At 60.8% G+C, this 18,019-nt stretch carries 22 protein-coding genes and 3 tRNA genes; 16 read left to right on the forward strand and 9 right to left on the reverse strand.

Annotation, left to right across the window (positions count from 1 at the left end; translation table 11 throughout):
- Nucleotides 1-15: 15 nt before the first annotated feature.
- The 4 genes from JI748_RS05270 to JI748_RS05285 all read left to right on the forward strand — a co-directional run bounded on the left by JI748_RS05270 (nucleotide 16) and on the right by JI748_RS05285 (nucleotide 3,648).
- Nucleotides 16-819, forward strand: coding sequence for a DUF1345 domain-containing protein (locus tag JI748_RS05270; protein ID WP_201635743.1), 804 nt, complete (start codon nucleotides 16-18; stop codon nucleotides 817-819).
- 58 nt (nucleotides 820-877) lie between these two features.
- The gene (locus JI748_RS05275) at nucleotides 878-2,005 is read left to right on the forward strand and encodes an S-(hydroxymethyl)glutathione dehydrogenase/class III alcohol dehydrogenase (protein ID WP_201635745.1); all 1,128 of its coding nucleotides are present in this window, start codon (nucleotides 878-880) and stop codon (nucleotides 2,003-2,005) included.
- A 231-nt stretch (nucleotides 2,006-2,236) separates the two neighbouring features.
- Nucleotides 2,237-2,698, forward strand: coding sequence for a YaiI/YqxD family protein (locus JI748_RS05280; RefSeq protein ID WP_201635747.1), 462 nt, complete (start codon nucleotides 2,237-2,239; stop codon nucleotides 2,696-2,698).
- Between the two features lie 164 nt (nucleotides 2,699-2,862).
- Complete coding sequence (locus JI748_RS05285) at nucleotides 2,863-3,648, forward strand: polysaccharide deacetylase family protein (protein WP_233280619.1); 786 nt, start codon at nucleotides 2,863-2,865, stop codon at nucleotides 3,646-3,648.
- On the opposite strand, the gene JI748_RS05290 is transcribed toward JI748_RS05285, so the two are convergent.
- On the reverse strand, nucleotides 3,614-4,333 hold the full coding sequence (locus JI748_RS05290) for a helix-turn-helix transcriptional regulator (RefSeq protein WP_201635749.1): 720 nt from the start codon (nucleotides 4,331-4,333) through the stop codon (nucleotides 3,614-3,616). The two genes, JI748_RS05285 and JI748_RS05290, sit on opposite strands and share 35 nt — an antisense overlap.
- Nucleotides 4,334-4,406: 73 nt before the next feature.
- Between JI748_RS05290 and JI748_RS05295 the strand changes: the two genes are divergently transcribed.
- Complete coding sequence (locus tag JI748_RS05295) at nucleotides 4,407-4,829, forward strand: VOC family protein (RefSeq protein WP_201635751.1); 423 nt, start codon at nucleotides 4,407-4,409, stop codon at nucleotides 4,827-4,829.
- A 1-nt stretch (nucleotide 4,830) separates the two neighbouring features.
- Here the strand turns inward: JI748_RS05295 and JI748_RS05300 are convergent, their stop codons facing one another.
- Genes JI748_RS05300 through rlmB form a run of 3 tightly spaced genes read right to left on the reverse strand, consistent with a single transcriptional unit; the run spans nucleotide 4,831 to nucleotide 7,219 of the window.
- On the reverse strand, nucleotides 4,831-6,081 hold the full coding sequence (locus tag JI748_RS05300) for an FAD-binding protein (protein WP_201635753.1): 1,251 nt from the start codon (nucleotides 6,079-6,081) through the stop codon (nucleotides 4,831-4,833).
- Nucleotides 6,078-6,467: a hypothetical protein gene (locus tag JI748_RS05305; protein ID WP_201635755.1), complete on the reverse strand. Its 390-nt coding sequence runs from the start codon at nucleotides 6,465-6,467 to the stop codon at nucleotides 6,078-6,080. Before JI748_RS05305 ends, JI748_RS05300 begins: the two co-directional genes overlap by 4 nt.
- Nucleotides 6,464-7,219, reverse strand: coding sequence for a 23S rRNA (guanosine(2251)-2'-O)-methyltransferase RlmB (rlmB, locus tag JI748_RS05310; RefSeq protein WP_201635757.1), 756 nt, complete (start codon nucleotides 7,217-7,219; stop codon nucleotides 6,464-6,466). The genes JI748_RS05305 and rlmB overlap by 4 nt, the downstream gene beginning before the upstream one ends.
- 138 nt (nucleotides 7,220-7,357) lie before the next feature.
- On the opposite strand from rlmB, the gene JI748_RS05315 reads away from it, so the two are divergent.
- The gene (locus tag JI748_RS05315; protein WP_201635759.1) at nucleotides 7,358-7,633 is read left to right on the forward strand and encodes a hypothetical protein; all 276 of its coding nucleotides are present in this window, start codon (nucleotides 7,358-7,360) and stop codon (nucleotides 7,631-7,633) included.
- Nucleotides 7,634-7,645: 12 nt separating this feature from the next.
- Here the strand turns inward: JI748_RS05315 and JI748_RS05320 are convergent.
- Nucleotides 7,646-7,730, reverse strand: a tRNA-Tyr gene (locus JI748_RS05320).
- A gap of 199 nt (nucleotides 7,731-7,929) precedes the next feature.
- On the opposite strand from JI748_RS05320, the gene JI748_RS05325 reads away from it, so the two are divergent.
- Nucleotides 7,930-8,003: transfer RNA gene (locus JI748_RS05325), tRNA-Gly, on the forward strand.
- 17 nt (nucleotides 8,004-8,020) lie between these two features.
- Here JI748_RS05325 and JI748_RS05330 read toward each other — a convergent pair.
- The 3 genes from JI748_RS05330 to JI748_RS05340 all read right to left on the reverse strand — a co-directional run bounded on the left by JI748_RS05330 (nucleotide 8,021) and on the right by JI748_RS05340 (nucleotide 8,913).
- On the reverse strand, nucleotides 8,021-8,320 hold the full coding sequence (locus JI748_RS05330; protein WP_201635761.1) for a hypothetical protein: 300 nt from the start codon (nucleotides 8,318-8,320) through the stop codon (nucleotides 8,021-8,023).
- Between the two features lie 204 nt (nucleotides 8,321-8,524).
- Nucleotides 8,525-8,600 (reverse strand) — tRNA-Trp (locus JI748_RS05335).
- A gap of 67 nt (nucleotides 8,601-8,667) precedes the next feature.
- Nucleotides 8,668-8,913 (reverse strand): PilZ domain-containing protein, encoded by a 246-nt coding sequence (locus JI748_RS05340; protein ID WP_201635763.1) that lies wholly within the window; start codon nucleotides 8,911-8,913, stop codon nucleotides 8,668-8,670.
- Nucleotides 8,914-9,162: 249 nt separating this feature from the next.
- Between JI748_RS05340 and JI748_RS05345 the strand changes: the two genes are divergently transcribed.
- Both JI748_RS05345 and JI748_RS05350 read left to right on the forward strand, forming a co-directional pair.
- Nucleotides 9,163-9,372: a DUF2188 domain-containing protein gene (locus tag JI748_RS05345; RefSeq protein ID WP_201635765.1), complete on the forward strand. Its 210-nt coding sequence runs from the start codon at nucleotides 9,163-9,165 to the stop codon at nucleotides 9,370-9,372.
- 77 nt (nucleotides 9,373-9,449) lie between these two features.
- Nucleotides 9,450-9,644, forward strand: coding sequence for a hypothetical protein (locus JI748_RS05350; RefSeq protein ID WP_201635767.1), 195 nt, complete (start codon nucleotides 9,450-9,452; stop codon nucleotides 9,642-9,644).
- A 26-nt stretch (nucleotides 9,645-9,670) separates the two neighbouring features.
- Here the strand turns inward: JI748_RS05350 and JI748_RS05355 are convergent, their stop codons facing one another.
- A complete protein-coding gene (locus JI748_RS05355) occupies nucleotides 9,671-9,937 on the reverse strand; it encodes a hypothetical protein (protein WP_201635769.1) in 267 nt (88 codons plus the stop codon).
- Nucleotides 9,938-10,193: 256 nt separating this feature from the next.
- Between JI748_RS05355 and secE the strand changes: the two genes are divergently transcribed.
- The 7 genes from secE (at nucleotide 10,194) to rpoB (ending at nucleotide 18,001) form a co-directional block, all read left to right on the forward strand.
- Nucleotides 10,194-10,388 (forward strand): preprotein translocase subunit SecE, encoded by a 195-nt coding sequence (gene secE / locus JI748_RS05360; protein ID WP_164534045.1) that lies wholly within the window; start codon nucleotides 10,194-10,196, stop codon nucleotides 10,386-10,388.
- Nucleotides 10,389-10,428: 40 nt separating this feature from the next.
- A complete protein-coding gene (nusG, locus tag JI748_RS05365; RefSeq protein ID WP_164534044.1) occupies nucleotides 10,429-10,959 on the forward strand; it encodes a transcription termination/antitermination protein NusG in 531 nt (176 codons plus the stop codon).
- Nucleotides 10,960-11,074: 115 nt separating this feature from the next.
- A complete protein-coding gene (gene rplK, locus JI748_RS05370) occupies nucleotides 11,075-11,503 on the forward strand; it encodes a 50S ribosomal protein L11 (RefSeq protein ID WP_164534043.1) in 429 nt (142 codons plus the stop codon).
- 3 nt (nucleotides 11,504-11,506) lie between these two features.
- Entirely contained in the window at nucleotides 11,507-12,193 is a 687-nt protein-coding gene (rplA, locus tag JI748_RS05375) for a 50S ribosomal protein L1 (RefSeq protein WP_201635771.1), read from the forward strand.
- A gap of 298 nt (nucleotides 12,194-12,491) precedes the next feature.
- On the forward strand, nucleotides 12,492-13,013 hold the full coding sequence (gene rplJ / locus JI748_RS05380; protein ID WP_164534041.1) for a 50S ribosomal protein L10: 522 nt from the start codon (nucleotides 12,492-12,494) through the stop codon (nucleotides 13,011-13,013).
- Between the two features lie 57 nt (nucleotides 13,014-13,070).
- Nucleotides 13,071-13,448, forward strand: coding sequence for a 50S ribosomal protein L7/L12 (rplL, locus tag JI748_RS05385; protein WP_164534040.1), 378 nt, complete (start codon nucleotides 13,071-13,073; stop codon nucleotides 13,446-13,448).
- 413 nt (nucleotides 13,449-13,861) lie between these two features.
- Nucleotides 13,862-18,001, forward strand: coding sequence for a DNA-directed RNA polymerase subunit beta (gene rpoB / locus JI748_RS05390; RefSeq protein ID WP_201635773.1), 4,140 nt, complete (start codon nucleotides 13,862-13,864; stop codon nucleotides 17,999-18,001).
- Nucleotides 18,002-18,019 lie beyond the last annotated feature (18 nt).

Here is an 18,019-nt window from a genome sequence, read left to right on the forward strand (position 1 = left end):
TACAGCTTGGAGCCAATGGCTTGGCTGAACGTTGAGATGCTGCCGGCGCCCGGCCGGCAGTTCGAAAGCGTCGTCATGTCCCGATCCGAAGCCCGCACCTCTCGTGGCCGCCCTTCGTCGCGTCAGAAGCAAGAACAGCCGAGGCAAAGGAGCCAGTTGCTTGACCGGCTCATGCCACGGCACGCCGCCTTTATCGTCGGACTTGTTCTGGGCGTCGTAACCTTTGCAATCGCATTCTTCCTTTCGCCCCAGAACTCGGTGAGCCTTGGCGCCAACGGGCTCTTTATTGGCTTCCTGTTCGTCACCTTTCTCAAGATGCCGCATCTGACGGCCGACTATCTGCGCAAACATGCGCGGGAGGAGGATACGCCCGTTCTCGGCATCTTCTTGATCGTGCTCCTGGTGCTTGTAGCCTCGCTGGTGTCTTTGTTTCTGGCACTCAGCAATGGCCAAACGCCCGATCCGCTGGAGGTCGCTATCAGCGTCACCTCCGTTATTCTGGGCTGGTTTACCGTTCAGGCCATGGGCGCGCTGCACTATGCTTACGAATATTACCAGGTCGAGGACGCGGCCGAGGGAGCCGACTTCGAAGGCGGACTTGATTTCCAGGGTGACGATGACCCGGACGGCTTCGACTTCGTTTATTTCTCCTACACGGTAGGCACGTCGGTCGCGACTTCGGACACCAAGATCGAGAGCCACAAGATGCGCCGCATGGTGACGGTGCACCTAATTTTTTCGCATCTGTTCAACACCATCGTTCTCGCTGCTGCCGTGAACGTCTTGATCAGCCTTGGCGGCGGAGGTGGCGGCGGCTAGCGGTTGCGGTATCGACAGGGTCCATGGCATCTACAGATCAAACGACCAGGAGAATCCCATGAAGACCCGCGCCGCCGTCGCTTTTGCCGCAGGCAAGCCGCTCGAAATCGTCGAGGTGGATTTGGAGGGCCCCAAGGCCGGCGAGGTTCTGATCGAAATCAAGGCGACCGGCATCTGTCACACCGATGATTTCACACTGTCAGGTGCCGATCCGGAAGGTCTGTTCCCGTCGATTCTCGGCCATGAGGGCGCAGGTGTCGTCGTGGATGTCGGGCCGGGTGTGACCTCGCTGAAGAAGGGCGACCATGTCATCCCTCTCTACACGCCTGAATGCCGTGAATGCTATTCCTGCCGCTCGGGCAAAACCAATCTTTGCACCGCTATCCGCGCGACGCAGGGGCAGGGGCTGATGCCCGACGGCACTTCGCGCTTCAGCTTCGAGGGCAAGCCGATCTTTCACTATATGGGTTGCTCGACGTTTTCGAACTACACGGTGCTGCCAGAGATCGCAGTGGCCAAGATCGATGCCTCGGCGGCCTTCGACAAGGTCTGCTATGTCGGCTGCGGTGTGACGACTGGCATTGGCGCGGTGATCAACACGGCCAAGGTCGAGATTGGCTCCACGGCCGTCGTGTTCGGGCTCGGTGGCATCGGCCTCAATGTCATCCAGGGCCTGCGGATTGCCGGCGCCGACATGATCATCGGCGTCGATATCAACAACGCCAAGAAAGAATGGGGCGAGCGGTTCGGGATGACGCATTTCGTCAACCCGACGGAGATCGACGGCGATGTCGTTCCCTATATCGTCAACATGACCAAGCGGCGGGGCGACCTGATCGGCGGCGCCGACTACACTTTCGATTGCACCGGTAACACCACGGTTATGCGTCAGGCGCTCGAATGCAGCCATCGCGGTTGGGGCAAGTCAGTGGTGATCGGTGTTGCCGGGGCGGGCAAGGAAATCTCGACCCGCCCGTTTCAGCTCGTCACCGGCCGGACCTGGATGGGCACCGCCTTCGGTGGCGCCAAGGGCCGCACCGACGTACCCAAGATCGTGGACTGGTATCTTGATGGCAAGATCGAGATCGATCCGATGATCACCCACACGCTGCGGCTCGAAGACATCAACAAGGGTTTTGACATGATGCATTCGGGCGAGAGCATTCGCAGCGTGGTGGTTTACTGACGATTGTGCCTGCGACCTCGTGGTTCGACGAGCTCACCATGAGGTCTAGGAGTCCTTTAGACCTCATCCTGAGCTTGTCGAAGAACGAGGTCGGGGACACTGAAGGCTTCCCCACCCAGCCTCCCCCGTAAGGCGGGGGAGGAGTCGCATCGAGCCACGACCTAGAATCGAGCTCCTCCCCCTTCTTCAGGGGGAGGTTGGGTGGGGGTCTCTTCGAGAAAGTTTACTGGCATGCCTTCCACCATCTATGTCGATGCCGATGCCTGCCCTGTGAAGGACGAAGCCAAGCGGGTGGCCGAGCGGCTTGGTTTGGTGGTGGTCTTTGTCAGCAATGGCGGGGTGCGGCCCTCGCGCGATCCGATGGTCAAGGTGGTCGTGGTGCCCGCTGGAGCTGATGCTGCGGACGACTGGATCGTTGATGAGGCAAAGCCCAACGACATAGTTCTGACCGCCGACATTCCACTGGCGAGCCGGGTAATTGACAAGGGTTGCCATGTGCTGGGTTTTACCGGCAAGCCGTTTACGCCGGCTTCGATCGGGATGGCTTTGGCGATGCGCGACCTCAAGCAACACCTTCGCGAAACCGGCGAAATCAGCGGCTTCAATCCCGGCTATCGGGCCGCCGACCGATCGGCCTTCCGCGCGGCTCTCGATACGCTGGGACGCAAGGCGATTGCTGCAGCGGGTAAGTAGTTCTTAACCCCTGGGGAGCGGAATATTAACCATAACCGTAAATAGTGAAGCACAGTTGTTGATGTGTTTCGGGTGCTGTTGTGCGGTTGTTGCGTGCGCTTCTTCTTGCCGGTGGTTTGGCAGCAACCGTGACCGGCTGCGCGAGGCCAGTAAGCCCGACGGACATGGCGTCTCCAAATCTCATGTCCTACCACGATGGCGGTGCCGAGCTGCGGCTTGCCGCCAATATGTCAAGCATGCCGCATCACTTACCCTCCACTGGCGCACTGGCCGGACGCACGCTGGCAGTGGCCTCCACGTCCGAGATCATCCTTCGCCCTCGCGAAGTGATCCTGACCTTCGATGACGGCCCACGCGCCGGCAAGACGCCGGCCATCCTCGACACGTTGGAAGAGTACGGCGTCAAGGCAACCTTCCTGATGCTGGGATCGGCCGCCAAGGCCAATCCGAAGCTCGCTCGCGAGGTGGCGGAGCGCGGCCATACGGTCGGCAGCCATACCTATGACCATGTCGATCTCAACACGGTCAGCCGCCAGGAGGCGCTGGACGAAATTGCACGCGGCGAAGAAGCCGTGTCCGACGCTTTGGGTGGCGCCGGGCAGGGGCTCTCGCCCTTTTTCCGCTTCCCCTACCTGTCGCAGACCGGCTTTTTGCGCACGAGCATGCTCAGCGGCAATATCGTGGTCCTCGACGTCGATATCGACAGCAAGGACTATTACAAGGACAGCCCCGAGACCGTGGCGGCGCGAACGCTGGATCGGCTCGACGCCCGTGGCAGCGGCATCATCCTCTTTCACGATATCCATCAGCGCACGGTCGACATGTTGCCGGGTTTTCTGGCCGAACTTGAAGCGCGTGGCTATTCGGTCGTTCGGCTCGCGCCCAAGAACCAGGGCATCTTCGACCGCGACGTGATTACGGCGCAGGCGCACGTGTTCGAGGGGCGCTAGCCGCTTCTTCGCCGAGGCGCGCAAGGTAGTCGCGCAGCAGCGCGGCCCGGCGTGGGCGAAAGCTCTCGCCGGTGCTGGAGAGGCTGCTGATCCGCTCCAGCCGGAACATGCGGAAGTCGTTGCGGAGGCAACACCAGGCGAGCGCGGTAAGGGCATGGTCGGTGTAGACGATGGCCAGTGGCAGGATGCGGCGTTCGCTCTGGGCGCCACCCTTGTCCTCGTAACGGATGTCGAGCGCCTGCTCCCGCCAGCAAGCTTGGCGAACGGCTTCGATATTGCCGATTTCGGTGTAGCGGGCATCGGGCCTATAGACCTGCGAGATGGCATGGAACAGCTGCTGCTCGCGGTCATCCGGTAACGTGGCCGCTACCTTTGCCAGAACGGAAGCAGCCGCCTTGGCGAGGGCCGGATCGCCCATATGGCTGACTTCGGCGAGGCCAAGGGCGATGGCTTCGATCTCAGTCCGGTCAAATGTTTGCGGCGGCAGCGCATAGTCTTCGACCAGCCGATAGCCATAGCCGCGCTCGCCTTCGATGCAAGCGCCGGCCGCACGGAGGCTGTCGATGTCGCGATAAAGCGAGCGCAGGGAAACGTTCATCTCCGCGGCAAGGCGCGATGCGTTGATAGGCGGCGCCATCATGCGCATGGCTTGCAACAGGCGGAACAGGCGATCGGAGCGGGGCATATCCAACTGTCGGAATTTGGCAGTTGGGGTGGATTACACCAGATGTATCACCGGCGCCAACAGGAGCATCCACATGGCCATCACCACCACCACCCACCTCAACTTTCGCAGCCAGGCTCGCGACGCTCTAAGCTACTACCAGTCCGTATTCGGCGGCGAGATTAGCCTCTTCACCTATGAACAGGCGCAGCGCGTCAAGAGCCCGGCCGAAAACGAGCTGATCACCTGGGGCCAGGTGTTGTCCGACGCCGGCTTCCACGTCATGGCCTATGACGTGCAGCCGGAGCGCGACTGGGCGCCGGGCAGGATCCCGTTCTTTGTTTCGGTGCGCGGCAAGGTTGCGGCGGAAATCCAGGGCTACTGGGACAAGCTGGTCGAGGGTTCGACCATTGTTGAGCCTATCGGTCCAGCCGGCTGGTCGCCACTCTATGGCATGGTCAAGGACCGGTTCGGGGTGACCTGGGTGCTTGACGTCGAGGTGGCCTACGCCGGCTGAACTAGCTGAAGAGGACCTGCTCGATCATGGGATTGCGGAACTTGCCATCCGGATCGAGCCGGTTCGCCAACGCCACGAAGTCCGCGTGCCGGGGATAGAGGGCGCGGATCGCATCAGCGTCGATGGTGAAGACCTTGGCCCAATGCGGGCGCGGACGGAACGGGGCGAGGGCTTGTTCGACGGCCTTCACGGCAGCGATTGTCGCTTCCCATTCCGGCTTCCAGGTGAAGTGAAAGCCGATCGTGTCCTGACCATAAGCCGTGCTGAGCCAGAACTGGTCGGCGGCAACGGAGCGGACTTCGGAGATGAAGAGGGCGCCCGAAAACCGGTCCTGCGCTGCGTGGAGAGCCTTGAAAGCCGCCTTCGCGTCCGTGCGGGCGACGAAGCATTCGGACTGGATCTCGGCGCCGGCCGAGGCTTTCTGCTCGATCGGGAAGTGGAAGAGGCGCTGGTACCAGGGGCCGACGACGCCCATCTGCACCGTGCTGGTGCTGCCGTCGAAATCGGGGATGGGGTGGAAAGCCCGGTCGGCGGCGCGGGCACCAAGCAGCTCGGCCGCTGGCTCGTCGCCCGAGCCCAGCGCCTTGACCCAGACCTGGTCGATGGTTTGACCCTGCCAGCGGGTAAAGAGGCTGACGCTATAGGCGCGCGACATCAGCGCGTCGAAGTGGCTCTCGATCGCGGCGACGGGCAGGTCGAGATAAACGCTCTGGCGGATGTCGAAGGTCGGGATCAGCTCGAGCGTGATTTCCGAAACGACGCCGAGCGCGCCGAGGCTGACGACGACGCCGTCGAAGTCGTCATCGCCGCGGCGATACGACACGATCTCGCCCGAGGCCGTGATGAGCTTGAGCGCGATGACGGCTGCGGCAAGGTTCTGGTTGGCGTCGCCGGAACCGTGCGTCGCCGTGCAGACAGCACCGACCACGGTGATGTGGGGCAGGGAGGCGACGTTGCCCAGCGCATAGCCGGCCTCGTGCAGAGCCGCGGCGATGTCGGCATAGGTGGCACCGCCGTCAACGGTGACGGTCTGCGCCGCGCGGTCGATGTGGATGACGCGCTCGAGGTTCGTCAGCGAAACCAAAGTATCGTCGGTGTCGGCGATGCGGTTGAAGGAGTGGCCGGACCCGAGGACGCGGATCTTGGTGGCGCCCCGGACGATGTTCTGTAGTTCAGCCACGCTGCGCGGGCGCTCGATCCTAGCCGGATTGAAGGTGATGTTGCCGGCCCAGTTGCGCAGCGGCTCGCTCATTCCTCGTCGTCCTCGACATCGGTGAGATAAACGGAAAATTCGAGGTCGATGCCGTGCTGGGCGATCGCGGCGGCGGCATGGGCGGGAAGGCGTGCCGACATGGATTCGCCCTCGGCGGGGTAATCGAAGGCGATGTCGAGCACGGCACGGCCGATGCGACGGTCGGCCAGCATAGCGGCGATGGTCGCGCCGGAGCGGTCGGCGAGTTCCAGAATGGCGCGGACCGGGTTGTCGGCGGAGACATCGATCTGCGCATAGAAGCTGTTATCGGCGTCTTCGGGCTCGTAGCGGGTGCTGAGTTGCTTGAGCGCAGTGTCGAGTTCGGCCTGGGGCAAGGTGACGCCGGACAGGCGGAGGGCCATGGCGAAGGGCTCGAACGTGCTCATGGCTGGCGCCCGGCGGTTGCGGCGAAAAGGGCGATGGCGGCAGCGTTGGAAACGTTGAGCGACTTGATCGGGCCGGGCATGTCGAGCCTGACCATCTCGTCGCAGAGTTCGCGGGTCCGCTGGCGCAGGCCCTTGCCTTCGGCGCCCATGACGACGGCCATGGGGGTCGAGTCGGTGCGCGGGCGAAGAGTGGTTTCGGCTTCGGAGTCAAAGCCGAGAACGGTCATGCCGCGGTCTTTAAGCTTTTCCAGCGCGTCGCCGAGATTGCGCACTTCGATCATCGGCACGAGGTCGAGCGCGCCGGAGGCAGCCTTAGCCATGACGCCGGTTTCGCGGGGCGAATGGCGGGCCGTTGTGATTACGGCGTCGGCGCCGAATGCGCAGGCGGTGCGCAGGATGGCGCCAACATTATGCGGGTCGGTCAGCTGGTCGAGCACGACGACGAGCTTGGGCTCATGCAGGTCATCGAGGCCGAAGCGGCTCACCGGATCAACCTCAAGCGCCACGCCCTGATGCACGGCTTCGCCACCCAGCAGGCGATCGAGTTCTTTGGGCGTTGTTTCGGTAACCTTGACGTTGCCGATCTCACCCAGCTCCTTGAGCCGGTTCAGGGCGTTCGGCGTCGCCAGAAGCGCCTTCTTGATGCGGCCGCGATTATCCAGCGCGGCACGCACAGTGTGGATGCCGTAAAGGTATACCGGGCCGGTATCGGGATCGTATTTCGGCTTGGGCGGAAATTTGTTGAAGCTCATGGCCGAGCGGTAGCGCTAACCGTGCCGCTCCGCAAGCATTGCTCACGCTAACTTCCCGCTAACCCTGCATCGAAGGCTCGGAAACCTCGGTGATCCAATCGCCGTTGCGGGTCCGGGACTATACGAGGGGGAGCCGCGGTGGACGAGACGGTCGATCTCGATACACGGTTGCAGAAATCAGTTCAGACGCTGCGTGCCTGGCGCTGGATGTCGCGCATCACCGATGATCCGGAGGAGGTCGCGGCACTGCTCACCGCCGAAGCGCGACTTCTGATCGATCTGGGGCGCCAACATCCGGCTCGCGCCAAGGACATCGGCAAGCTGATCGTCGCTCATCACAACCTGATCGTGCGCATGAAGCGTGCTGCCGAGACAGGGTGTAGCCTCAAGAACCAGGGCAGTGCGGCGGCTTGATTTAGCGGGGGATGGTGGAGGGGACTGGATTCGAACCAGTGTAGCCTGAGGCGTCAGATTTACAGTCTGATGGATTTAACCACTCTCCCACCCCTCCACAAACTTTGAGGCAGGAACCGAACGCTTCCGCATTCGTCGGGGCGGTTTATGGTTGGCTGTCGCAAAGGTGTCAACACCCAAGCGACCTATGCCCCAAGAAAAAGCCACGCCCTTTCTTTTCTCCCCGCCAAAGGCTTGCTCCTCTTGCCAGCCACGCACGGATCGCGCTAATCGACAGGCAGGTTTCGCCCTGACGGGCGGGTATAGCTCAATGGTAGAGCAGCAGCCTTCCAAGCTGAATACGCGGGTTCGATTCCCGCTACCCGCTCCAAATCTCCCAACCCATCGCTATTGAATGTAGCAGTCCATCGACATGCCCCAGCCGCTTTGGGATGTGTAGGAGATGCCGAGAACGCCTTCGCCGGTGGTGCTGCGATAATAGCGAACGTCGGTGATGTCGGGGAGGAGCTCGAGCCCGTCCATGAAGGAAAGCGTGTCATCGGGGTAGATGCCGAGGTCGCCAGAGCTGCCAAAGCCTTCATAGCGGCCTTGGCTCAGGGTGAGGTCGCCATAGGTTATGAACATAGTGCCCGAAATGGCGCTGCAGCTATAAAGTCCGTCCGGCGGGACGCCCAGTGCGGGTGGCACGATGGCTTGTGCCTCCGCCGCGGCAGTGAACGCGGCGAGGACGAGGAGAGTGGCACAAAGGCGAGGAGGACGGGCATGGCGGCTCCAAAATCGACGCCGCAGCCAAGCATGCCGCCAAGGCCTGGATCATCCTCCGGACGGAGGATAAAGGTGCAAGTTAGATGCTGAACACCGGCTGGAGCGATGGCTCGACGACCGAATGCCTGGCAGGGGCTGGGGGACTCGAACCCACGACCCTCGGTTTTGGAGACCGATGCTCTACCAACTGAGCTAAACCCCTCCAGGCGAGGCCGTGTCTAATCGTAAAGGCTGAAGGGCGCAAGAGGCGCTTGAGCCGTTTTCAAACCTTAACCGGTGAAAGCCAGGCCAAGCGACTGGCTAGCCCGCCACACAACGCGGAATGGCTCAATGCGATTGCCGAACAGAAGATAGCAGCCGCTGCCGATCTTGACGTCGCTGTCCAGTCGAATGCGAACACCGCCGGCCGACTGATCGACGAGCCGAGCCGGCACGCGATCAAGGCCATCGTTGGAAACAACGACAGCGTCGAGATCGGTGGGGATGCGAGTGGCTTGTCGGCGGTCGTCGTTCATTCTTTTCCCGTCGCGCGAGTCGCCCGAAGGAGACCCTAACGCTTTGGTTGGCATTTTATGTTCTATAGTCAGTCCCCAACGAGAGTGCATGGGCCGGGAACCAACTTAGGAGCGTTGCAGCAACGCAAATGCTGTGCCGATAAAACGAGCTCCTGAACGCGCGGTTCCGTCACAGATGGGGCGAAGCCAGCTCGCACGCAAGCAACGCCAAGTGGTTTCCAGCGTTAAAGGCGAGCATGGAGGAAGAAGATGAGCGAGCGCCATTTCATCGTTTATCTAAGAGACTCGTCTTGGCAGTACAGCTACCGCGGCAGCGTCACAGCCCCGTTCAAGACGCGAGAAGAAGCAATTGAGTCGGCGATTGCAGACGCCCGGGAGCAGAATGATCCCGAAATCGAGGTGGTGGTGCAGGACGCCGATATGCGCACTGAAACCGTGTGGCGCCCGGAAGGCTCTTGAGACAAACGTTAACATTTTTAACGAAGTGGAACCGGCCAGCACCTCCGCGCATTGGCGCAAACTACGGAGGAACCATCATGAACCTGCATTGGACCAATCTTACCGCTTCGCAGCGCCAGGCTTTGATGATGCTCTGCTCAAACGGACCATCCACATTGCCCGACGAGTTGGGCGAACAATTGTGCAATCTCGGTCTCGCCGAACGCACTGCGTCCAGCGGCTATTGCATTAGCGCTCTGGGCATGACTGTACCACCGGCGACGCTGAACTGATCGGAAGCCGTCCGGTTACGGATTGGCTATTCAGCCGCCACGGGCAATTTGTCGACGTGGCGGCTTTTTAGTTTGTTGAGCTGATGGGCGGCATGAGCGAGCAGGGCTGTGCGAACCTGCTCGTGCGGAACATGGCCGCAGTCTGCCTTGACCTTGAGATCCAGCGAATACTCGGTGACGTTGCCCAGCAAGTATTCACGGATGCGCACACGCACGGCTCCGGTGATGCGATTGGCAATGGCCTTATGCGGGCCGAAATGCAGCAATTGGCAACCAATGACCTCGAACGACATCGCCCCCTCCAGAGCTTGCCACGTTTTGGGCACATTTCATCCAAATCCGAACGGCATCTCGCGCGCAAGTGGATTCCGTCATTTCCAGCTCTATGCTTAACGAAATTTTTACACTCTCGACTTGGGCAGCCCCGTCGATTCCTTTTTGACTGGCTGTTGCAATCTCGATCCAAAGCCTCTAGATAGCCGGTCTCTAGCCGTGCGGGCAGCTGCGCGGCCTTTGGTTTTGCACCAAGATACTCGAGTAGATTTGCCCATGGCCCGCACGAACCCAGTCCAGTTTCTTCAGCAGGTTCGCACGGAAGTCAGCAAGGTCACCTGGCCGGGCCGGAACGAAGTGGTGATTTCCACCATCATGGTTCTGGTTCTCGTCCTTTTGGCCAGCCTGTTCTTTCTGATCGCCGATCAGGTCATTTCGTTTCTCGTGAGCTTGATGCTGTCGATCCGCTAGTCGGTTCATTTATCTAGATTTTGGGAGCGGCGACCCGTCCATGGCCAAGCGCTGGTACATCGTTCAGGCTTACTCGAACTTCGAGCGCAAGGTGGCGGAAGATATCCGCCAGAAGGTTGCGCAGAAGAAGCTCGAGCACCTGTTTGAAGACGTGATCGTGCCGACCGAAAAGGTCGTCGAGATCCGTCGTGGCCGCAAGGTCGATGCCGAGCGCAAGTTCTTCCCGGGCTATGTGCTGGTGAAGATGGACATGACCGACGAGGCGTTCCATCTGATCAAGAACACGCCCAAGGTCACCGGTTTCCTCGGCGCGGACAACAAGCCGATGCCGATCTCGGAGCGCGAGGCCATGTCGATCCTGCAGCAGGTGCAGGAAGGCGTGGATCATCCCAAGCCCTCTGTCAGCTTCGAAGTGGGCGAAAACGTCCGCGTGTCGGATGGTCCCTTCGCCAGCTTCAACGGCGTCGTCGAAGAGGTGGACGAGGAACGCTCGCGCCTCAAGGTCGAGGTCTCGATTTTCGGTCGCCCCACTCCGGTGGAGCTCGAATACGGTCAGGTCGAAAAGGTCTGATCACCCTTGCGGAGCGATCCGCGTGGGAAAACCGTGGAAGGGGATGGCGCTTTGCCAAGCGCCAGGAAACCGCACCACGGCTCAACTGCCCTCCGGGGCACACAGAGGATAGAAAATGGCAAAGAAAGTTACCGGCTACGTCAAGCTGCAGGTTGCTGCAGGTTCGGCTACCCCGTCTCCCCCGATCGGCCCGGCTCTGGGTCAGCGCGGTCTCAACATCATGGAATTCTGCAAGGCCTTCAATGCGGCCACGCAGGAAATCGAGAAGGGTGCTCCCATCCCGGTCGTGATCACGGCCTATGCGGACAAGAGCTTCACCTTCGTGATGAAGCAGCCGCCCGTCACCTACTTCATCAAGAAGGCCGTCAACCTCAAGTCTGGCTCCAAGCTTCCGGGCAAGGATTCGGCTGGCACGATCACGCAGGCACAGCTGCGCGAAATCGCCGAAAAGAAGATGGTTGATCTTAACGCCGACAACATCGATGCCGCGATTTCGATGATTGCAGGCTCCGCCCGTTCCATGGGCATCCAGGTCGAGGGTTGATAGATGGCTGGCAAGAAGACTGTTAAGGCCCGCGAAGGCATCGATCGCAACAAGCTCTACGGCCTCGAAGATGCCGTGAAGATGGTCAAGGCTCGCGCCTCGGCCAAGTTCGACGAAACCATCGAAATCGCGATGAACCTGGGCGTCGACCCGCGCCACGCTGACCAGATGGTCCGCGGCGTCGTGTCCCTGCCAAACGGCACCGGCAAGACCGTTCGCGTCGCCGTGTTCGCCCGTGGCGCCAAGGCTGACGAAGCCCGCGCTGCCGGTGCTGACATCGTTGGTGCGGAAGACCTCCTGGAAACCATCCAGGGCGGCAAGCTCGATTTCGATCGCTGCATCGCCACCCCGGACATGATGCCGCTAGTCGGCCGTCTCGGTAAGATCCTCGGGCCGCGCAACCTGATGCCGAACCCTAAGGTCGGCACCGTGACCATGGACGTCAAGGGCGCTGTCGGCGCTGCCAAGGGCGGCGCTGTTGAATACCGCGTCGAAAAGGCCGGTATCATCCACGCCGGTGTTGGCAAGGTGTCGTTCTCGGAAGACGCGCTGCTTCAGAACATCAAGGCCTTCACCGACGCCGTCGTGAAGTCCAAGCCGGCTGGTGCCAAGGGCACCTATGTCAAGCGCGTTTCGGTCAGCTCCACCATGGGCCCGGGCGTGCATGTCGAGCCCGGTACGGCTCTCTAAAAGAATTCCGGGCGGTTCGCCGCCCGGTTTCGTCACCCTCGGGTGACGTTAAGTCCTGTCCCAGACTGCCGGTCGGCCCCAAGCCGTTAATTCCATCCGGAGCCAGCAATAGACGGGGTGAAGACCCAAGCATTCCGAGCCGAATGGCTCAAGATGTTTGTGTTCGAACCTAAGCCAGTTGCCCCCAGGGGCACTCGGTTGGCAGGCACTAACCGTTGTTTCCCTTCCCGCAAGGGCAGGGGGCAGCAATTGGCAATGGCCCGGTTCGACTATGCCGGGCTCAATGTGGAGACTAGCAGTGGAAAGAGCGGAAAAGCGTGAGCTTGTCGCATCGCTTCAGACTGCCCTTGCGGGCGCTGGATCGATCGTCCTTGCGCAAAATACCGGTCTGACCGTGGCAAACCTGGAGTCGCTTCGCCGTGAGGTGAAGGGCGCCGGTGGTCACGTCAAGATCGCTAAGAACCGTCTTGCCAAGCTTGCTCTGAAAGACACCGATCACGCGGACATCTCGGACCTGTTTACCGGTCCGATCGTCATCGCCTATGCGGAAGACCCCATGACTGCGCCCAAGCTGGCGCAGAAGTTTGCCGACAAGAACGCCAAGTATGTCGTTCTCGGCGGCGTCATGGGCAAGACCGCACTCGACGCCAACAGCGTCAAGGCCCTGTCGACCATGCCCTCGCTCGATGAACTGCGCGCCACGCTCGCCGGGATGCTCAAGCAGCCCGCAACGCGTATCGCGTCCGTCATCGTCGCTCCGGCTGGCGGTATCGCGCGTGTTCTGGCCGCTCATGCGGAAAAGAGCAACGAAGCAGCGTAACCTCCTGGTCCTTCGGGACCGGTTTGAACTGAACATCTTAAAAGAGAGATTTATCAAATGGCTGATCTCGCCAAACTCGTTGACGACCTGTCTGCCCTGACCGTCCTGGAAGCTTCCGAGCTGTCCAAGATGCTGGAAGAAAAGTGGGGCGTTTCCGCCGCCGCTCCGGTTGCAGCCGCTCCCGCGGCTGGCGGTGGTGCTGCCGCTCCGGCCGCTGAAGAAAAGACCGAATTCGACGTGATCCTCGCCTCCTTCGGCGACAACAAGATCAACGTCATTAAGGAAGTCCGTGCCATCACCGGCCTGGGTCTCGGCGAAGCCAAGGCTCTGGTTGAAGGCGCTCCGAAGGCCGTCAAGGAAGGCGCGTCGAAGGCTGAAGCCGAAGACATCAAGAAGAAGCTTGAAGCTGCCGGCGCCAAGGTCGACCTCAAGTAATTTCAGGTTCTGCCTTGATTTAGGCGAGATGGCGCTTTATGTGCCATCTCGCTTTCCCGTTTCTTGCGGGACGATTCGCCGGACCGATTGGATGGGTTAGGCGACAATTTGCGGAAATATATGACGATTTTGGATGTCGCAGGCAGCTTGAAGCCTCTGATGACCTCGCCGTGGGCTTGCCTGCGAGCGGGGATTTAGTCGCTTTTCACGCTGGTGTGATCCTGCCTCTTCGGACCGGAGGCGAGATCGGCGGCATCGGTTTGGTCCGATGAATTGACTGCCAGGCATATATCCCGAGCGCCGACGGCTGATAGTCGGGTCTTTGGATATCTGCCTCCGAGACCAATGCGCGTCCCAGAAAAGGTTCTCCCTGCCTTTTCGTTCCGGACGACATAACGAAAACAGGAGCTTTCATGGCTACCACGTTCAACGGCCGCCGCAAGGTACGCAAGTCCTTCGGTACGATCCGCGAAGTCACGGAGATGCCAAACCTGATCGAAGTCCAAAAGGCTTCCTATGATCAGTTCCTTCTGGTCGACGAGCCCAAGGGCGGCCGCGGCGACGAAGGTCTGCAGTCCGTGTTCCGCTCGGTGTTCCCGATCACCGACTTCTCGAACACGGCAAGCCTTGAATTCGTGCGCTACGAATTCGAGCAGCCAAAGTATGACATCGACGAGTGCCGTGCGCGCGACATCACGTTTGCTGCCCCGCTCAAGGTCACGCTGCGGCTGATCGTGTTCGAGGTGGACGAAGAAACCGGCGCCCGCTCGGTCAAGGACATCAAGGAGCAGGACGTCTACATGGGCGACATGCCCTTCATGACGTCGAACGGCACCTTCATCGTCAACGGCACCGAGCGCGTCATCGTCTCGCAGATGCATCGTTCGCCCGGTGTGTTCTTCGACCACGACAAGGGCAAGACCCACTCTTCCGGCAAGCTGCTGTTTGCCGGCCGTATCATCCCGTACCGCGGTTCCTGGCTCGATATCGAATTCGACGCCAAGGACATCGTCTATGCGCGTATCGATCGCCGTCGCAAGATCCCGGTCACCTCGCTGCTCAAGGCGCTCGGCATGGATGCCGAGGAAATCCTCGACACCTATTACACGACGCTGAACTACGAAAAGTCCGACAAGGGCTGGCGCGTGCCTTACGACGCCGAGAAGTGGAAGGGCGCAAAGCCGACCCACGATCTCGTCGACGCCAAGACCGGCGACGTCGTTCATGAAGGTGGCAAGAAGCTCTCCGCCCGTCAGGCCAAGAAGCTAGCCGAAGAAGGCCTCACCCACCTGCTGGCCGTCGACGAAGACCTTTACGGCATGTATGTCGCGCAGGACCTCGTCAACCTCAAGACCGGCGAGATCTATGCCGAAGCCGGCGACGAGCTCGACGAAAAGCTGCTGACCAAGCTGGTTGGCCTTGGCTTTGACGAGCTGCCGATCCTCGACATCGACCACATCACCATCGGCGCCTATATCCGCAACACGCTGGCCGTGGACAAGAACGAGAGCCGCGAAGACGCGCTCTTCGACATCTACCGCGTCATGCGTCCGGGTGAACCGCCGACCGTCGACACGGCCGAAGCCATGTTCCAGTCGCTGTTCTTCGACAGCGAGCGCTATGACCTGTCCGCTGTGGGCCGCGTCAAGATGAACATGCGCCTCGAGCTCGATGCGCCCGACACCATGCGGACCCTCCGCAAGGAAGACATTGTCGAAGTCGTCCGCACCCTGGTCGACCTGCGCGATGGCCGTGGCGAAATCGACGACATCGATAACCTCGGCAACCGCCGTGTTCGCTCCGTCGGCGAACTCATGGAAAACTCCTACCGCCTTGGCCTGCTCCGTATGGAACGCGCCATCAAGGAGCGCATGAGCTCGGTCGAAATCGACACGGTCATGCCGCAGGACCTGATCAACGCCAAGCCGGCTGCCGCAGCCGTGCGCGAGTTCTTCGGCTCGTCGCAGCTGTCGCAGTTCATGGACCAGACTAACCCGCTTTCGGAAATCACCCACAAGCGCCGTCTTTCGGCTCTTGGGCCGGGCGGTCTCACCCGTGAGCGTGCAGGCTTTGAAGTCCGCGACGTGCACCCGACCCACTACGGCCGTATCTGCCCGATCGAAACGCCGGAAGGCCCCAATATCGGTCTGATCAACTCGCTCTCGACCTTTGCGCGCGTCAACAAGTACGGTTTCATCGAAACCCCGTACCGCAAGATCGTCGACGGCAAGCTCAGCGATGAAGTGGTCTACCTCTCCGCCATGGAAGAGGCCAAGCACTACGTCGCTCAGGCCAACGTCACCTTCACCAAGGATGGCGAGCTCGAGAACGACCTCGTGGTTGCGCGCCATGCCGGCGACAACGGCCTGACGCCCAAGGAAAACGTCGACCTCATGGACGTTTCCCCCAAGCAGATGGTGTCGGTTGCCGCATCGTTGATCCCGTTCCTTGAAAACGACGACGCCAACCGCGCCCTCATGGGTTCGAACATGCAGCGTCAGGCTGTGCCGCTGCTGCGTGCCGAAGCTCCCTTCGTGGGCACCGGCATGGAGTCGGTCGTGGCCCGTGACTCTGGCGCCGCCATCGTCGCCAAGCGCACCGGTATCGTCGACCAGGTGGACGCAACGCGTATCGTTATCCGTGCAACGGAAGAAAACGATGCGTCGCGTTCGGGCGTCGACATCTACAACCTGATGAAGTTCCAGCGCTCGAACCAGTCGACCTGTATCAATCAGCGTCCGCTGGTCGTCGTTGGCGACCACATCAACCAGGGCGACATCATCGCCGATGGTCCGTCGACGGAACTGGGCGATCTTGCCCTTGGCCGCAACGTGCTCGTCGCCTTCATGCCCTGGAACGGCTACAACTTCGAAGACTCCATTCTGCTGAGCGAAAAGATCGCGATGCAGGACGTTTTCACCTCGATCCACATCGAGGAATATGAAGTGATGGCCCGCGACACCAAGCTTGGTCCGGAAGAAATCACGCGCGACATTCCGAACGTTTCGGAAGAAGCGCTGAAGAACCTCGACGAAGCTGGTATCGTGCATATCGGTGCCGAAGTTCAGCCGGGCGACATTCTCGTCGGCAAGATCACCCCCAAGGGTGAATCGCCGATGACCCCGGAAGAAAAGCTCCTCCGCGCCATTTTCGGTGAAAAGGCCTCCGACGTTCGCGATACCTCGCTGCGCGTGCCCCCGGGCGACGCCGGTACGGTCGTGGAAGTGCGTGTCTTTAACCGTCATGGCATCGACAAGGACGAGCGCGCCATGGCCATCGAGCGCGAGGAGATCGAGCGCCTGGCCAAGGACCGCGACGACGAGCAGTCGATCCTCGACCGCAACGTCTATGCCCGTCTCAAGGAAATGCTGTTTGGCAAGGCCGCGACTGCAGGTCCGAAGGGCTATGTCGTCGGCACCAAGCTCAATGACTCGATCTTTGAAGGTCAGCCGCGTTCGAAGTGGTGGCAGTTCGCCATCGAAGACGACAAGGTCATGACCGAGATGGAAGCTCTTCATGCCCAGTATGAAGAGAGCCGTCGTCTTCTCGAGCAGCGCTTCATCGACAAGGTGGACAAGCTGCAGCGCGGTGACGAACTTCCGCCGGGCGTGATGAAGATGGTCAAGGTCTTCATCGCCACCAAGCGCAAGATCCAGCCAGGCGACAAAATGGCCGGCCGTCACGGCAACAAGGGCGTTGTTTCGCGCATCGTTCCGGTCGAAGACATGCCGTATCTCGAAGACGGTACGTCGGTTGATATCGTGCTCAACCCGCTGGGCGTGCCGTCTCGCATGAACGTGGGCCAGATCCTCGAAACGCACCTTGGCTGGGCTTGCGCCGGCATGGGTAAGCGTATCGACGAGATGGTTCGTCAGTACCATGCCAAGGGCGACCTCAAGCCGCTCCGTGCCGAGATCAAGGAACTGTTCGCCAACGACAATTCCATATCCGATCTCGACGACGACGGCATGATCCGCCTCGGCGAGCACCTTTCGAAGGGTGTGCCGATCGCCACGCCGGTGTTCGACGGTGCCAAGGAAGCCGATATCGTCGACATGCTGGAACGGGCAGGGCTCAAGCCATCGGGTCAGTCGACTGTCTATGACGGCCGTACCGGTGAGCAGTTCGACCGCCAGGTGACCGTGGGCTATATCTATATGCTCAAGCTCGATCACCTTGTGGACAACAAGATCCACGCGCGTTCCATCGGACCGTACTCGCTCGTTACCCAGCAGCCGTTGGGCGGCAAGGCGCAGTTCGGTGGCCAGCGCTTCGGCGAAATGGAAGTGTGGGCACTCGAGGCGTATGGCGCTGCTTATACGCTGCAGGAAATGCTCACCATCAAGTCGGACGACGTCACCGGCCGTACCAAGGTCTACGAGTCGATCGTTCGCGGCGACGACACGTTCGAGCCGGGCATCCCGGAAAGCTTCAACGTTCTCGTCAAGGAAATCCGGTCGCTCGGGCTCAATGTCGAGCTTGAGAACCGCGAGTTCGAAGAGAACGCCCGAGCTGAAGCGGAGCTCGCACCTCCTCAGGAAGCGGCGGAATAATCCGGCACTTCCTACCCC

The organism is Devosia rhizoryzae, assembly GCF_016698665.1.
Lineage (GTDB): Bacteria > Pseudomonadota > Alphaproteobacteria > Rhizobiales > Devosiaceae > Devosia > Devosia rhizoryzae.

Coding starts and splice junctions, on each gene's coding strand:
- JI748_RS05355 (WP_201635769.1), bottom strand. CDS start 9,937: ATGTCGTTCGAGGTCATTGGTTGCCAATTGCTGCATTTCGGCCCGCAT.
- JI748_RS05290 (WP_201635749.1), bottom strand. CDS start 4,333: ATGCCCCGCTCCGATCGCCTGTTCCGCCTGTTGCAAGCCATGCGCATG.
- rplA (WP_201635771.1), top strand. CDS start 11,507: ATGGCTGGCAAGAAGACTGTTAAGGCCCGCGAAGGCATCGATCGCAAC.
- JI748_RS05305 (WP_201635755.1), bottom strand. CDS start 6,467: ATGAGCACGTTCGAGCCCTTCGCCATGGCCCTCCGCCTGTCCGGCGTC.
- JI748_RS05350 (WP_201635767.1), top strand. CDS start 9,450: ATGAACCTGCATTGGACCAATCTTACCGCTTCGCAGCGCCAGGCTTTG.
- rpoB (WP_201635773.1), top strand. CDS start 13,862: ATGGCTACCACGTTCAACGGCCGCCGCAAGGTACGCAAGTCCTTCGGT.
- rlmB (WP_201635757.1), bottom strand. CDS start 7,219: ATGAGCTTCAACAAATTTCCGCCCAAGCCGAAATACGATCCCGATACC.
- rplK (WP_164534043.1), top strand. CDS start 11,075: ATGGCAAAGAAAGTTACCGGCTACGTCAAGCTGCAGGTTGCTGCAGGT.
- JI748_RS05295 (WP_201635751.1), top strand. CDS start 4,407: ATGGCCATCACCACCACCACCCACCTCAACTTTCGCAGCCAGGCTCGC.
- JI748_RS05285 (WP_233280619.1), top strand. CDS start 2,863: ATGGCGTCTCCAAATCTCATGTCCTACCACGATGGCGGTGCCGAGCTG.
- JI748_RS05280 (WP_201635747.1), top strand. CDS start 2,237: ATGCCTTCCACCATCTATGTCGATGCCGATGCCTGCCCTGTGAAGGAC.
- JI748_RS05270 (WP_201635743.1), top strand. CDS start 16: ATGGCTTGGCTGAACGTTGAGATGCTGCCGGCGCCCGGCCGGCAGTTC.
- JI748_RS05340 (WP_201635763.1), bottom strand. CDS start 8,913: ATGAACGACGACCGCCGACAAGCCACTCGCATCCCCACCGATCTCGAC.
- nusG (WP_164534044.1), top strand. CDS start 10,429: ATGGCCAAGCGCTGGTACATCGTTCAGGCTTACTCGAACTTCGAGCGC.
- rplL (WP_164534040.1), top strand. CDS start 13,071: ATGGCTGATCTCGCCAAACTCGTTGACGACCTGTCTGCCCTGACCGTC.
- secE (WP_164534045.1), top strand. CDS start 10,194: ATGGCCCGCACGAACCCAGTCCAGTTTCTTCAGCAGGTTCGCACGGAA.
- JI748_RS05345 (WP_201635765.1), top strand. CDS start 9,163: ATGAGCGAGCGCCATTTCATCGTTTATCTAAGAGACTCGTCTTGGCAG.
- JI748_RS05275 (WP_201635745.1), top strand. CDS start 878: ATGAAGACCCGCGCCGCCGTCGCTTTTGCCGCAGGCAAGCCGCTCGAA.
- JI748_RS05300 (WP_201635753.1), bottom strand. CDS start 6,081: ATGAGCGAGCCGCTGCGCAACTGGGCCGGCAACATCACCTTCAATCCG.